Here is a 13,660-nt window from a genome sequence, read left to right on the forward strand (position 1 = left end):
GAATGTCCCGCAATGCCTGGTTCGAGACCGTGGCCGAAGCACAGCGCCGCGCTCGCAAACGTCTGCCGAAATCCGTGTACAGCGCGCTGCTGGCCGGTTCCGAGGCCGGCGTGTCCTATGACGACAACACCGCCGCGTTCCGCGAACTCGGATTCGCACCACACGTGGCGGGGCTGTCGGACACCCGTGAGCTGTCCACGACCGTTCTGGGACAAGATATTTCGCTGCCGGTGATCATCTCTCCCACCGGTGTGCAGGCCGTGCACCCCGACGGCGAGGTCGCCGTGGCCCGCGCGGCCGCCGCCCGCGGCACCGCCATGGGACTGAGTTCGTTTGCCAGCAAACCACTTTCGGACGTGCTCGAGGCGAATCCGGCGACGTTCTTCCAGTCGTATTGGATGGGCGATCGCGACACCATGTCCCGCCGCCTGCACGAGGCCCGCGACGCCGGGGCGAAGGGTCTGATCGCGACGCTGGACTGGTCGTTCTCCAACGGCCGGGACTGGGGTTCGCCCACCATCCCCGAGAAGCTCGACTTCAAGGCGATGCGCCAGAACGCGCTGAGCGTCCTGGCCCGGCCGCGCTGGGCCTACGAATTCGCCAAGGCCCGAACGATTCCCGATCTGACCACGCCGAATCTCGCCGCGCCCGGCGAGAAGCCGCCGACCTTCTTCGGCGCGTACTACGAGTGGATGCAGACCCCGCTGGCCACCTGGGACGATATCGCCTGGATGCGCAAGGAGTGGGACGGCCCGTTCATGCTCAAGGGGATCTGCCGTGTCGACGACGCACGGCGCGCCGTCGACGCCGGAGTCACCGCGATCTCCGTGTCCAACCACGGCGGCAACAACCTGGACAGCACTCCGGCCCCGATCCGGTGCCTCCCGGCGATCTCCGGCGCGGTCGGCGATCAGGTCGAGATCGTCCTGGACGGCGGAATCCGGCGCGGCAGCGATGTGGTCAAGGCCGTCGCCCTGGGTGCGCGGGCGGTCATGATCGGGCGCGCGTACCTGTGGGGTCTGGCCGCCAACGGGCAGGCCGGTGTGGAGAACGTCCTGGACATCCTGCGGGGCGGAATCGATTCCGCGCTGCTGGGCCTGGGCAAATCCTCCATCCACGAGCTCACCCCCGAGGACGTCATCGTGCAGCCGGGATTCACCCGGACGCTCGGCGGCTGAGGATGTTTCCGCTCGCCGCCGCACGCTATCCGGACCTGCCCGAGCGCCCTCGGGTGCTCGTGCCGGTCGGCGCGACCGAACAGCACGGCCCGCATCTGCCGCTGTCCACCGATACGGTCATCGCGACCGCGGTCGCGCAGCGGGCGGGCGAGCGGACCGGCAGTTGGGTGGCCCCGGCGATCGCGTTCGGCGCGAGCGGCGAGCATCAGGGATTTCCCGGCGTGTTCTCGGTCGGGACGAGGGTGCTGACCGAGATGATCATCGAACTCACCCGTTCGCTGACCCTGTGGGCGGGTGAGGTCGTCTTCGTCAACGGGCACGGCGGCAATGTGGCCGCGCTGCGCACCGCCGTGGAAACCCTTCGCGCGCAACGGCACGACGTGCGATGGCTGCCGTGCGCCGTCGAGGGTGACGCGCACGCCGGATATGCCGAGACCTCGATCATGCTGCATCTCGCACCCGGGGATGTCGCACTGACCGAGGCGGTCGCGGGGAATGTGGAGCCACTGCCGGAGCTCATGGATCGGCTGCGGCGCAACGGAGTTCGTGCGGTATCACCCAACGGCGTACTCGGCGATCCGGCCGGGGCGAGTGCGCGAGCGGGTGCGGAACTGGTCGATCGGATGGTGCAAAGGATTGTCGATGAGCTTCGATAGCTCGCCCGTGCGGGTCGCATTCGTCACCGGAGCCGCACGCGGCGTCGGCGCGGCGACGGTGCGGGAACTGCTGCGCCGGGGTTGTCACGTGGCCGCGATCGATGCCTGCGGTACCGGGCCCGTTCCCTCCGGGGTGCGGTATTCGCTTGCCTCCCAGGCCGAATTGGCCGCGGTGGCGGCGACCGATCCGGAGCGAGTCCTGCCGGTGGTCTGCGATGTGCGTGAGCCCGAACAGCTTCGGGACGCCGTCGCGCAGACGCTGTCCAGGTTCGGACGGCTCGACGCGGCCGTCGCCGCGGCCGGGATCATCGCCGGTGGACAGCCGCAGTGGCAGACGCCCGAATCCGAGGTGCGGGCACTGCTCGAGGTGAACGCGCTGGGTGTGTGGAATACCGCCGCCGCAACGGTTCCGGTCATGCTGGCCGGGCCGAATCCCGCCGGATGCCGGTTCGTGGCGGTGGCCTCGGCGGCGGGTGAGCGAGGGCTGTTCCACCTGGCCGGGTATGCCGCGAGCAAGCACGCGGTCATCGGGATCGTGCGGGGCCTGTCGGCCGATCTGGTCGGCACCGGCATGTCGGCCGTCGCGGTATCGCCCGGAGCCACCCGTACCGAGATGCTCACCGCCACCGCCGCCCTCTACGACGACATCGACGATCCGGCCGAACTCGCTGCGCACCAAGGTCTTCGGCGCGTACTCGAACCCGAGGAGATCGCCGCGACCATCGCCTTCTGTTGTTCGGCGGAGGGTGCGGCGTTGAACGGGTCGGTGGTGCGGGCCGAGGGAGGCTTCGGCACGTGAGCGGCTCGTCCGGGCTCGCCGCAGGCACCGGCGTACGGCTCGGTGCGAGCGTCCGCCGGTTCGCCGAGGGACGGCTCCTGTTCGGCGGCAGCCCGACACGGCTGCTGAAGTTGCGACCGGCTGCCGCTGAAATTCTCGGCGCGGCAGGGGAATTCACTGTTTCCGATACCGTTGCGGCGCGCCTCGCCGACTCGCTACTCGGCCTCGGCCTCGCGGAGATCACCCACACCACCGGGACGACGCCGCTCGAAGAGCTCACCGTCGTGGTGCCGGTACACGATTCGCCCCGTGCCCTGCGACGTCTTCTGGCGGGCCTGACCGGGGTGCGGGTCGTGGTCGTCGACGACGCCTCACCGGATCCACTCGCACACGCCGAGGTCGCGAAGGAGTTCGATGCCACACTCGTGCGACTGGATGTCAACGCCGGTCCGGCAGTCGCACGTAATGCCGGATTACGGACTGTCACGACATCTTTCGTTGCTTTCTGCGATGCGGACACGGTAGTGACCGCCGACGAACTACGACGCCTGCTGCCCCAGTTCGCCGACGCGCGCGTCGCCGCGGTCGCCCCGCGCATCCTCGGCCTGGAAGATCCCGCCGCAAACTGGATCACCCGCTACGAGAGCGCCCGCTCCTCCCTCGATCTGGGCCCCGTCTCCGCTGTCGTACAACCACTTTCCCGCGTCGGCTGGGTTCCGGCAGCCTGCCTGCTCGCCCGCGTGGAAGCGCTCGGCGACGGCTTCGACGAATCCATGCGCCTGGGCGAGGACGTGGATCTGATCTGGCGTCTGAGCCGCGACGGCTCACTCGTGCGCTATGCCGCCGACGTGACCGTCCGGCACGAACACCGCCGCACCCCCGGCCCCTGGCTCACTCGAAAGTTCCTCTACGGAACCAGCGCCGCCCCGCTCGCCGACCGCCACGGCGAACGAGTCGCACCGGCCGCGCTACCGCCCGCCCTCGCCCTCGCCGCGGCCGGACTCCTGCTGCAGAACCGCTGGGCCACAACGATCTCGGCCATCGCATTCCTCACCCATGCCGGACACATCCACCGCCGCCTACGCCGCGTCGAGGCCCCACCACGTCTGCACGCCGAACTCACCGCCCGCGCCGCCGCCGACACCCTCGGCCAGGTGTCCTCACTCCTGTTACGACACTGGTTCCCGATAACCGTTCTGGCACTGCCGTTCTCCCGCCGAGTCCGTCGCGCCGTCGCCGCCGCGATCGTCGTCGACACCGTCACCGAGCAGCGCTCGCATCCGCCGGCCGGGAATCCGGCGACTCACCTGCTGGCCCGCCGGCTCGACGATGCCGCTTACGGGTTGGGCGTCTGGCGCGGCGCCCTGCGGCAACGTTCCCCGAAATGCCTTCTCCCCCATATCACTCGGACCCGACGCGGGACCGCATAAGTGTCCGCGTCCGCCGCCGGGAACGTCCGGGCCCCCGGGAGGAAAGGACCCGGACGTTCCGCCGCACCAACCGACTACGCCGCGCTAAGCGGTCGCGAGGTCCACAATCAGGACGCGGCCTTCAAGACGGCACTGAGCGACTTGGCGTCGCCCTGGATCTTCTTCAGCGTGTCATCGGCCTTGTCGCCGTCCAGGCTCTCCTTCTTCTTGGCATCCGAGAGCTCGGTCTCGAACTTCTTGTACGCGTCCTTGGCCTTCGAGGGCACCGCGGACTCGTTGTCCTCGAGGGTCTCGATGTCCTTGTCGAGCTTCTTCTCGAGCTCCTCCGGGTCCTTGGCCTGCTGAATCGAGTCCAGCACCTTCTGGATCTTCTCGACGGACGCCTTCTTGTCGTCGTTGTCCTTCTTGTCGTCGTCCTTCTTGTCGTCGTCCTTCTTGTCGTCCTTCTTGTCCTTGTCGGACTGCGGTCCGGGGATGTTGAAGGTGAATGAGCCGGTCGGAGGGGCCGGCGTCGTCGTGTCGGCGGTAGCGACGGCCATGCCGCCGAGCGCGGGGGCCGCGATGGCGGCGGCGGCAGCGAACGAGATCAGCATCCGTCGGGAGATTGCGGTCATCAGCGAGGTCAACTCCTAGTTTTGCGGTTTCCGTGAGGTGTTGCCGGAAATTCGTCGAGGTTCATTCGAATTACCGGCAACAGCACCGAAAGGTAGGGGAGATAGTGAGAATTTTTCAATTCGCCGGAAATTCGCGAGCAGGCAGTTTCCCGATCTTTCGCCCCGCTTTCGCTGACTGGCATTTGCGAATTAAACAAACCGACTCGAGAAGTTCACCATCTCGTCAACCGGGCCGAATACCCCTCCGACCCGGCCGAATCGTCTCACCGAGCACACTGCGCCATCAGCGGACCGACCGTCACGATGTCAATTACCTCGTCTTATCACGAACCGATCACACCCAGCCGTGAACAGCGACGGCACATCGCTCCGACCCCCTCCAGCGTTACACCTACTCCTGGATTAAGCCGGTAGTTAGCTCTGCTGACGGAAAACGCCACTGAATACCGGTTCGAAAAACTCCCGCCACACACTTGACTGGTCAATAGTCCAACGAAAATTGGTCAATAGTCCAGTTTTCCCGAACAGGGCTCGTCAGGAAGAAGCGGCCGCAGGACCGGGTGGCCACGCATCGCCCCACTGCACATCTCTGGCGCGGCGATATGTTTCGCCCTGCCGTTTGGAAACGAGCGTCGGGACGACGCCCTCGTCGGCAGTGCAGACCTGGAGCGTGACCAGTCCCTTGCGCTTGAGCGGATGCCGGAGGATACGGCCAGGAGCCTGGCGGTGCGGAGTGCGGGAGGCGACGACATAGGAGAATTTCTCGTCCTCGTGGCCGAGTTCGCCGCCTTTGAGCCTGCGGTGCAAGGAGGTTCGGTTGATGCGGGCGCTGAAGTGGCACCAATCGGCGCCCTCGGCGAGGGGGCACGGCATCCGGTGGGGGCAGGGGGCCACGATCGTCAGACCCGCGGTCATCAGTTCGTCTCGGGCGGCGAGGATTCTGTGGTGGCCGTCGGGAGTGCCGGGCTCGACGACGGTCACCACCTCCGCGGCCTCGGCCGCCCGCCCGACCACCGCCGCCTGATCCGTTTCCGAAAGTTCGCTCAGCACATAGGAAACGGCGACCAGATCCGCCCGGCCCGGAGTCCCCAGGCCCGTGACCGTGCCCTGGCGCCACACCGCGGAACGGACCGCGGCCGCCGCGGCCCCACCGGCGAGACGTCGCCCGAGTTGCAGCGCCTCGTCCACCTGATCCAGCACGACGGCCTCGGTCAGCGAGGGAAACACCTCCGCCGACGCCCACAGCGCCGCGCCGGTGCCGCCACCGATATCGAGAAAGGACCGCGGCTGGAAGCCGGGGACGAGCTCGCGGAACCGGCCGAGCACGCTGCGGACCGCGGCCCAGGTCGCGGGCATCCGGTAGGCCGCATAGGCGGTCACATCGGCGGCCGAACCGAGAATCGGGGCCGCGGCCGGACGCGGATCCCGATAGCGAGAGATCAACCGATCGACCGAGGCGGCCAACTGCCGCTCGGGAACTCCCGCACACGCCCGTTCGAGCCCCTCGACGAGTTCGACAGGCAGATCCACCCGGAACATCCCTTCATATGTGCTGGCCGGACCGCCATTCTGTCAGGCGGCACGTCCGGGCCCGGCACACGGCCCGCCCGATTCAGCGATACAGACCGCACAGCGCGCGGCAGGCGGCCTCGACGATCTCCTCGGGAGTCGCCTCGATGGCTCCGTCCAGCCAAGCGGTGATCAGTTCGGCCATTCCGCCGATGAACAGCAGGCCGGAGGTTTCGTCGGCGATCCGGCTGCGGCCCGAGTCGCCGAGCCAGGAGCGCAACTCGACCGCCGATTCGTGGGCCAGATGACGAAGCAATTCGGTACGCCTGCGCCGCAATTCGGGAATTGCGACCGATTCGACGATCGCGACCCGGCCCTTGCGCGGGTCCGCGATCAGCAGTCGCACGAACGCGCTTATCGAGGCTCGCATGCGGGCTTCCGGATCGTCCCCGGCCGCGTCGGCGGCGCCACGACTGGTCTCCTCGATTTCGATCGCGATCCGGTTCAGCACGGCTTCGAGCAGAGCGTCGAGTCCGGTGAAACTCTCGTAGAAGTAGCGCTCGCTCAGCCCGGCCTCGGCGCAGACGGCCGTCATCGTGGTCCGCGTCGCCGGATCCGCCCACACCGTCAGCCCCGCCTCGAGCAGGCGTGACCGGCGTTCGGTGGCCCGTTCGGCGGCGGTCGCTCCGCGATAGACCCCTGATTGCACCGCCATGGCCCCAGCATGCCACACCGAATTCGGCACCAAGGTTGACAGGACGCTCTTCCTGAATCAGGCTTGGCGTGAGTGACATCACAGAAAGCTGAAGGTGCGCGATGACAGCCGACACTCTGGAGACCAGACCGATCCCGACTCTGCGGCGGGAGGACCGCGGCTTACCGGTGCTCGGGACGCTGCTGGAGTACACCAAAGATCCACTGGCCGTGTTCCAGCGCGAATGGGATCACTACGGCCAGGTCGCACCGCTGTACTCCCTCGGGCGAACATCGGCGCTACTGCTCGGCGCGGACGCATGTGGTGCGGCGCTGACGAACAAGGACGGCGCACTGGCCAACGGACCGGCCTGGTCGCGGCTGGTCGGACCGTTCTTCCACGGCGGGCTGATGCTCATCGATTTCGACGAGCACAAGCGGCATCGCCGGATCCTGCAGCAGGCGTTCACCCGCCCCCGGCTGCAGGCGTATACCCAGCGCCTGCACCCGGCCATCGAAAAGGGCGTGGCGCACTGGGACGAGAGCGAATCCTTCCCCTCGTACTGGAAGCTCAAGCAGCTGACCCTCGACATCGCCGCGGATCTGTTCATGGGCGGCGCCGCCGATACCAGCCCGGCCGAGATGGACCGCATCAACAAAGCGTTCATCGCCTGCGTGCAGGCCGCCACCGGGATCGTGCGCGGCAACGTGCCGTTCACCCGCTGGGGCAGGGCCTATCAGGGCCGGAAGTTGCTCGAGGATTTCCTGCGTCACTATCTGCCCGCCAGGCGGGCCGAGGAGAACGACGACATCTTCTCGGTGCTGTGCCACATCGAGGACGAGGACGGCGCCCGGTTCACCGACGACGACGTGGTGAATCACATGATCTTCCTGATGATGGCCGCACACGACACCTCCACCATCACCACCTCCACGATCCTGCAGTATCTCGGCCAGCATCCGCGGTGGCAGGAACGTTGCCGCGCCGAGGCGCTGGCACTGGGCCCGGCTCCGTCGATGATCGAACTCGAGAGTCTGGAATCGATCGATCTGGTCATGCGCGAGGCGTTGCGATTGCGCGCACCCGTCCCGGTCGTGGTCCGTCATGCGGTGAAGGACACCGTGATCCAAGGTGTTCGGATCCCCGCCGGCACCGATGTGGTCGTCGGAATCCAGTTCACCCAACTGATGTCGCAGTACTGGACCGATCCGCACACCTTCGATCCCGACCGCTTCGGTCCCGAACGTCGTGAGGACAAGTCGCACCGCTTCGCGTGGGAGCCCTTCGGCGGCGGTGCACACAAATGCCTCGGCATGCATTTCGGTGGGCTGGAAGTGAAGTCGATCATGCACCGCCTGCTGCGCGACTATCACTGGAGCGTCGACCCGGACTATGTCGCGCCCATCGACTACCACTCCCTGCCGTTCCCCAGCGACGGCCTGCCCATCACCTTCACCCGCAACTGAGCTTCACCGCTCGCTCGTGATGCGGCCGAACCGAACCTCCGCCGAAGTCCGCGCACGCGGCGGAGGTCCGGTTCGGCCGTCGGCGCTACACCGATCCGCTCGCGACGCGGGCGGACGTCGCGGTGCGGCCCGCCAGGGCACGCGGCAGGGGTCCGCGGTGCAGGACGCCCAGTCGCTGGGTGGCGCGGGTGAGGGCGACGTAGAGTTCGGCCGCGCCGCGAGGGCCGTCGGCGAGGATGCGTTCGGGCTCGACCACGAGCACGGCGTCGAATTCCAGACCCTTGGTCTCCGACGCCGTCACCGCGCCGGGCACGTCCGGTGGTCCGATGACGATACTGGTTCCCTCGCGATCCGCTTCCTCGCGGACGAATTCCTCGATGGCCGAGGACAATTCGTCCGCACCGACCTGCCGCGCCCACGGTCGCACACCGGATGCGCGCACCGACTCCGGCGGCCGGACACCCGGCGCGAAGTCCGCGAGCAGGGCGGCGGCAACGCCCATGATCTCCGCCGGGGTGCGATAGTTCACCGACAACGACCGATAGGCCCAGCGTCCCGGGACATACGGCGCCAGCATCGCATCCCAGGAACGCGCGCCCGCGGGCGAACGTCGTTGTGCCAGATCACCGACCACCGTGAGCGATTTGCCCGGACAGCGGCGCATCAACACCCGCCAATCCATCTCCGACAGTTCCTGCGCCTCGTCGACCACGATGTGCCGGTAGGTCCAATCACGGTCTGCCGCGGCGCGTTCGGCCAGTTCGCGAGTATCGCGCTCGATGAAGCGGTCGGCCAGATCCTCGGCGTAGAGCAGATCGGTCGCGTACAGATGGTCCTCGTCGTCCATCGAATCCTCGCGGCCGATCATCAGATCCAGTACGCCCGAGGCATATTCGGCTTGGGCGCGGCGATCGCGCTCGGCCCGATCATCCTTCGGCTCGTGCGCGCCGAGCAGATCGACCAATTCGTCCAGCAGCGGTACGTCCGACACGGTCCAGGCCGCGCCGTCGGCGCGCCACAACGTATCGTCCGCGCCTGCGGCACTGAGCCTTTCGGATGAGCTGTACAGCGAAGCCAGCAACTCCCGAGGTGTCAGAATCGGCCAGAGTTCCTCCAGCGCGGCGAGGTATTCGCGATTGTCCGCGAGTTCGGCGAGCAGATCGCCGCGTAGCTGTTCCCAGGCTTCGCGATCCCCGCGAGTCAACCAGCCCTTGCCGATCCGGCCGATCGCGCGTTCGGTGAGCACCCACTCGACGATCTCCCGGAACACCCGGCGCGCCTCGTTGTGCGGCAATCCGCTATCGCGGGCCTCCTGGATCGCCCACTGCGCGGTCTCGGCATCGATCCGCACGGTCACATCGGTCAGCTCGATCGTGATCGGATCCTGCGGCAGCCGCTGCCGGTCGGCGATCGCGGCGGCGAGCACGTCCAGGATCGTCAGCGAACCCTTGAGCCGCGCGGCGGCCGGGATGTCCTCGGCGGTGACGTGCAGACCGGGCACGAGATCGCCGGTCGTGGTGAACACCACGTCCGATTCGCCCAGCGACGGCAGCACCCGGCCGATGTGGTTCAGGAACGCCGAATTGGGCCCGACCACCAGCACACCGTGTCGTTCGATCTGCTCACGCTGGGTGTAGAGCAGATAGGCGACCCGATGCAGCGCGACGACGGTCTTGCCGGTTCCCGGGCCGCCCTCGATCACCAGCACACCCGCGTGATCGAGCCGGATGATCTCGTCCTGCTCGGCCTGGATCGTGGCCACGATATCGCGCATACCCTCGCCGCGCGGTGCGTCGACCGCCGCGAGCAGCGCCGCGTCCCCCCGCTCCCCCGCCCCGGGCCGCCCGAACACCTCGTCGGTGAATTCGACCAGTTGCCTTCCGCGAGTGTGGAATTGCCGCCGACGACGCATATCCTCCGGAGTCGCCGCGGTGGCGACATAGAACGCCCGCGACGCGGGCGCACGCCAATCGAGCAGCACGGGTTCATGGTCGTTGTCCGCGTCGAGCAGACCGATCCGGCCGATGTACGCGTGTTCGCCCGATACGGTGTCCAGTCGGCCGAAACACAGTTTGCTGTCCGCCACGTCCAGGCGTTTCACCTGGGTGGCGAGAGTGCGCACCGCCACGTCCCGGTCCATCGGGGACAGCCCGTTCCCGCGCAGCGCCACGCTGTAGCGCCGCTTGGTCTGCGCGCGCTCGGCATCCAGGCGCGCGTACAGCCCGTCCACATATTCCCGTTCGGCTCGCAATTCCTCGTCGTACCCCGGTGCCGCCACACGCCCCTCGCTTTCCTGACCCGACTACCTGCGGATAGTCGCTTCGGCCAGCGATTGTGCAGCATGAACGGGGCCTTGCCGCAAGCCCCGGTATGCGCTGTACAATGAATACGGGAAGAAAAGGGGGGTCCTTTTCACTCGTGGTTCGCGCGACCCGGAGTCGGCCTGCGACATGAAATTCCGATCACCGAGAAATCCACACTGCCGTGTTCACCGCGAAACTCCTTCTCGGACAAGTGATTCCGAAATCCCTCAGTGTGCGAGCCGAAGGCGCATCGGGCCTCCGGCCGACAGCGCGGGCGCTCGCCCGACCGCCACGGCCCCGCACGAACTCCGGGGGTTCGGACCGCGCACCGGACAATGGACGATCGGCCCGCTCGCTGATGCGGCAGGCCGATCACCATGCGTCAACCCTCACGCGGCGTCGGACGGCGCCGCACCGAAGACGAGCGCCGGATCGTCCGGCAGCCAGTTACCGTGGAATCCCGCGGGCACCCGCTGCGGCAGATGAATCTCCGCCACCGGCCCGGCCGCAAGATCCTGCGCATCGAGAACGACCAGATCGCTGCGATCGGTCGCCGGATCGTAGACATAGGACAGCAACCACCCCGGACCACCGGGCCGATCGTCGGCCGGGGCGAACGACGCCTCGGACGGATTGCGACCGCCCGGGAACACATAACTGGTCTTGTCACCGGATTGCAGGTCGTAACGGTGCAGCGCGCCCAGCCCGGCCGATTCACCCGTCCAGGCGGAGGCAACCGTGCTGGTCACATGCCCGTATCGGGCGGGCAGACCGGCCAGCCGGTCATCGATGCGCGGAAACTCGCCAGGACGATCGTCGAGCCGGCGCTCGCGCACGGTACCGGTGTTCAGATCGATCGTCCAGCTCCACAGGCTCGCCGGAACATCGATGCCCACACCGTCGCCCAGGTGGTCGTACCGCATGACCTGCAGGATCAGCACCTGCCCGCTCGGATCCTCGTACGCGTTGAGGCCGTGGAAGACATAGCAGGGCTCGATCTCGAACCACCGCACCGGAGCCTCGGGATGCGCACGATCCAGAACGCCGAGCCGCGCACCGTATTCGGGCCGCCAACCGTAGGGCATACCGGCCGTGCCCGCCTCGATCCTGCTTCGATCGAAAACCACTGGCAGATCCATGAATACGAGATGTCCGGCGGTGAGGTGGAAATCGTGCATCATCGTCGGAGCCGCCACCTCGATCGGCCGGGTGCAGACCAGATTCCCGTTCGCATCCGCGCGGTGATAGGTCAGATACGGACGTTCGGCGGCGCCGTAGCCGAAGAAGTGCAGTTCACCGGTGATCGGGCAGATCTTCGGATGGGCCGTCATCGCGGAATGTAACCGGCCGCCGAAATCGTAGGCGCCCACGGTGTCGAGCTCATGTCCCGCACGCATGTCGAGTTCGTACGGGAGCGAGGATTCCACCAGCGCGAAGGTGCGTCCGGCATGCCGGACCACATGCGTATTGGCCTGCCCCACAGCCAGATCGCCGCGACCGGTTCCGTTGTCCCGCTGCGCATCCCCGGTGAACGTGCGGGTACGGACCCATCGGTTGCGATACGCGACCGCGCGGCCTTGCTCGAGCCGCACGCCGTGCACCATGCCGTCGCCGACGAACCAGTGCGCGGATACGCCAGTGCGCGGATTGGGCCCGTTGCGCAGATACCACCCGGTCAGCTCGGGCGGGATGGTGCCGGATACCGGCAGCTCGGTCGCGCTGAGTTCGGTGGTGACCGGGGCGAAGCCGCCGAGCAGGTGCGGAGCCGTGGTGGTCATCGAAACAATCTCCTTCACAGATGAATTCGGGACAGCACAGGTACTAGACGGCCGACGGGGTCGCGGCGGCCTGGGCAGCGGCCTGCGCACGGGCGGTGTAGCGGAGCGTGAACAGCGCCGGGATCGCGAACGCGGCGACCTGCACCACGGTGCGTGGCGTATCGGTGTGCGCCAGGATCGCCAACAGAACGCAGCCGATGGCGAAGCTCGCCGCCCAGACTCCGGTGATGATGTAGTTGACCCGGATGAAGGCCGGGTTCGACCACAGCTCCGGCGGTGTGGACTGCTTGGCGATCGGCATCGTGAACGGCATGCGGACCAGCAGGGAGATGCCCGCGACGATCATCAGCACACCGCTCGAGATCGCCGGTGAATACGGGTGCAGCGGGGTGTTCGGATCGATGAACGCCAAGATCGTCAGGGCGATGAAGAATGCGGCCGAGCCGAGGTCGATAACCATTCCGGTGACCCCGCGACCGGCCCTGGCCAGGCGGAATATCTCGATCAGCGACAGGCAGGCGGCGATCAGCGCGGCCCACTGCCAGTAGTGCGAGGGCACGACCGCGTACACGATCCAGGGGGCGAAGGTGCGCAGGAAGGACATGATGGGAATCTCCGGATATTTCGTAGCGGACATGTTGTTTGCGGATATTCCGGTACCGGAATGTCAATCCATCCTGATACTCCGGCTCCGACATGTCAAGCCCGTAATGTAGGCTGCCGTCATGAGCCTCAGACACGCCCTGCTCGGTCTGCTGGCGGACCGCCCCGCCAGCGGCTACGACCTGCTGCAACGGTTCGCCGGATCGCTCGCGAACGTCTGGTCCGCATCGCAGACCCAGGTCTACACAGAGCTGACGAAACTCGCCGGTGAGGGCTTGATCTCGGCCTCGGAGGAGGGTCCGCGGCGACGCAAGGAGTACCAACTCACCCCGGCGGGCGATGCCGAACTCAGGGAGTGGCTACGCACGGCTCCCGCGCGTCCACCCGCCCGCAACGACATGCTCCTGCGCGTGTTCTTCCTTGGGCGCCTCCCCCGTCACGAGGCCCTGGACCATCTGACCGCGATCGAGGAACGCGCCCACGACCAGTACGAGGATCTGGTAGCCCTGGAGAGGTCGACCGAATGGTCCGACGACGACTTCTCCGAATACGGCCGGCTCGCCCTGGAGTGGGGCCAGCGCTATTGGGCGATGAACCAGGAATGGGCGCGGTGGGCCCGCGAGCAGATCGCCGCCCGGCAGCGGGCCTAGC

General features: G+C 67.3%; 12 protein-coding genes. 6 read left to right on the forward strand and 6 right to left on the reverse strand.

The features are described 5' to 3' along the window. Positions 1 to 2 precede the first annotated feature (2 nt). From mftD to mftF, 4 genes are read left to right on the forward strand one after another with little or no spacing between them, the layout of a single operon-like run. Positions 3 to 1,178, forward strand: a complete 1,176-nt coding sequence (gene mftD, locus NV1_RS31685) for a pre-mycofactocin synthase MftD (protein ID WP_067899811.1) — start codon at positions 3 to 5, stop codon at positions 1,176 to 1,178. A gap of 2 nt (positions 1,179 to 1,180) precedes the next feature. Next, positions 1,181 to 1,834, forward strand: coding sequence for a mycofactocin biosynthesis peptidyl-dipeptidase MftE (mftE, locus tag NV1_RS31690; protein WP_067899814.1), 654 nt, complete (start codon positions 1,181 to 1,183; stop codon positions 1,832 to 1,834). Further along, positions 1,821 to 2,633 (forward strand): mycofactocin-coupled SDR family oxidoreductase, encoded by an 813-nt coding sequence (locus NV1_RS31695; protein WP_067899818.1) that lies wholly within the window; start codon positions 1,821 to 1,823, stop codon positions 2,631 to 2,633. The genes mftE and NV1_RS31695 overlap by 14 nt, the downstream gene beginning before the upstream one ends. Beyond that, entirely contained in the window at positions 2,630 to 4,042 is a 1,413-nt protein-coding gene (mftF, locus tag NV1_RS31700; RefSeq protein WP_067899819.1) for a mycofactocin biosynthesis glycosyltransferase MftF, read from the forward strand. The genes NV1_RS31695 and mftF overlap by 4 nt, the downstream gene beginning before the upstream one ends. Positions 4,043 to 4,149: 107 nt before the next feature. On the opposite strand, the gene NV1_RS31705 is transcribed toward mftF, so the two are convergent. The 3 genes from NV1_RS31705 to NV1_RS31715 form a co-directional block, all read right to left on the reverse strand. Continuing rightward, on the reverse strand, positions 4,150 to 4,656 hold the full coding sequence (locus tag NV1_RS31705) for a hypothetical protein (protein ID WP_157117488.1): 507 nt from the start codon (positions 4,654 to 4,656) through the stop codon (positions 4,150 to 4,152). Between the two features lie 534 nt (positions 4,657 to 5,190). Next, positions 5,191 to 6,186: a small ribosomal subunit Rsm22 family protein gene (locus NV1_RS31710; protein WP_218027257.1), complete on the reverse strand. Its 996-nt coding sequence runs from the start codon at positions 6,184 to 6,186 to the stop codon at positions 5,191 to 5,193. 82 nt (positions 6,187 to 6,268) lie between these two features. Then, complete coding sequence (locus NV1_RS31715; RefSeq protein WP_067899827.1) at positions 6,269 to 6,880, reverse strand: TetR/AcrR family transcriptional regulator; 612 nt, start codon at positions 6,878 to 6,880, stop codon at positions 6,269 to 6,271. Between the two features lie 101 nt (positions 6,881 to 6,981). On the opposite strand from NV1_RS31715, the gene NV1_RS31720 reads away from it, so the two are divergent. Continuing rightward, on the forward strand, positions 6,982 to 8,325 hold the full coding sequence (locus tag NV1_RS31720) for a cytochrome P450 (protein ID WP_067899830.1): 1,344 nt from the start codon (positions 6,982 to 6,984) through the stop codon (positions 8,323 to 8,325). A gap of 85 nt (positions 8,326 to 8,410) precedes the next feature. On the opposite strand, the gene helR is transcribed toward NV1_RS31720, so the two are convergent. The 3 genes from helR to NV1_RS31735 form a co-directional block, all read right to left on the reverse strand. Next, entirely contained in the window at positions 8,411 to 10,603 is a 2,193-nt protein-coding gene (gene helR / locus NV1_RS31725) for an RNA polymerase recycling motor ATPase HelR (RefSeq protein ID WP_174557503.1), read from the reverse strand. Positions 10,604 to 11,017: 414 nt separating this feature from the next. Further along, positions 11,018 to 12,406, reverse strand: coding sequence for a carotenoid oxygenase family protein (locus tag NV1_RS31730; RefSeq protein WP_067899832.1), 1,389 nt, complete (start codon positions 12,404 to 12,406; stop codon positions 11,018 to 11,020). 43 nt (positions 12,407 to 12,449) lie between these two features. After that, the gene (locus NV1_RS31735; protein WP_218027258.1) at positions 12,450 to 13,043 is read right to left on the reverse strand and encodes a hypothetical protein; all 594 of its coding nucleotides are present in this window, start codon (positions 13,041 to 13,043) and stop codon (positions 12,450 to 12,452) included. A gap of 88 nt (positions 13,044 to 13,131) precedes the next feature. Between NV1_RS31735 and NV1_RS31740 the strand changes: the two genes are divergently transcribed. Further along, entirely contained in the window at positions 13,132 to 13,659 is a 528-nt protein-coding gene (locus tag NV1_RS31740) for a PadR family transcriptional regulator (RefSeq protein ID WP_067899836.1), read from the forward strand. Position 13,660: the final 1 nt, after the last annotated feature.

The sequence above is a fragment of the Nocardia vaccinii NBRC 15922 genome (assembly GCF_001613305.1).
Classification (GTDB): domain Bacteria; phylum Actinomycetota; class Actinomycetes; order Mycobacteriales; family Mycobacteriaceae; genus Nocardia; species Nocardia vaccinii.

Excerpts from the sequence above, each read along its gene's own strand:
- NV1_RS31735 (WP_218027258.1), bottom strand. The coding sequence starts at position 13,043 with ATGTCCGCTACGAAATATCCGGAGATTCCCATCATGTCCTTCCTGCGC.
- NV1_RS31730 (WP_067899832.1), bottom strand. The coding sequence starts at position 12,406 with ATGACCACCACGGCTCCGCACCTGCTCGGCGGCTTCGCCCCGGTCACC.
- NV1_RS31705 (WP_157117488.1), bottom strand. The coding sequence starts at position 4,656 with ATGACCGCAATCTCCCGACGGATGCTGATCTCGTTCGCTGCCGCCGCC.
- NV1_RS31740 (WP_067899836.1), top strand. The coding sequence starts at position 13,132 with ATGAGCCTCAGACACGCCCTGCTCGGTCTGCTGGCGGACCGCCCCGCC.
- mftD (WP_067899811.1), top strand. The coding sequence starts at position 3 with ATGTCCCGCAATGCCTGGTTCGAGACCGTGGCCGAAGCACAGCGCCGC.
- NV1_RS31695 (WP_067899818.1), top strand. The coding sequence starts at position 1,821 with ATGAGCTTCGATAGCTCGCCCGTGCGGGTCGCATTCGTCACCGGAGCC.
- NV1_RS31720 (WP_067899830.1), top strand. The coding sequence starts at position 6,982 with ATGACAGCCGACACTCTGGAGACCAGACCGATCCCGACTCTGCGGCGG.
- NV1_RS31715 (WP_067899827.1), bottom strand. The coding sequence starts at position 6,880 with ATGGCGGTGCAATCAGGGGTCTATCGCGGAGCGACCGCCGCCGAACGG.
- mftE (WP_067899814.1), top strand. The coding sequence starts at position 1,181 with ATGTTTCCGCTCGCCGCCGCACGCTATCCGGACCTGCCCGAGCGCCCT.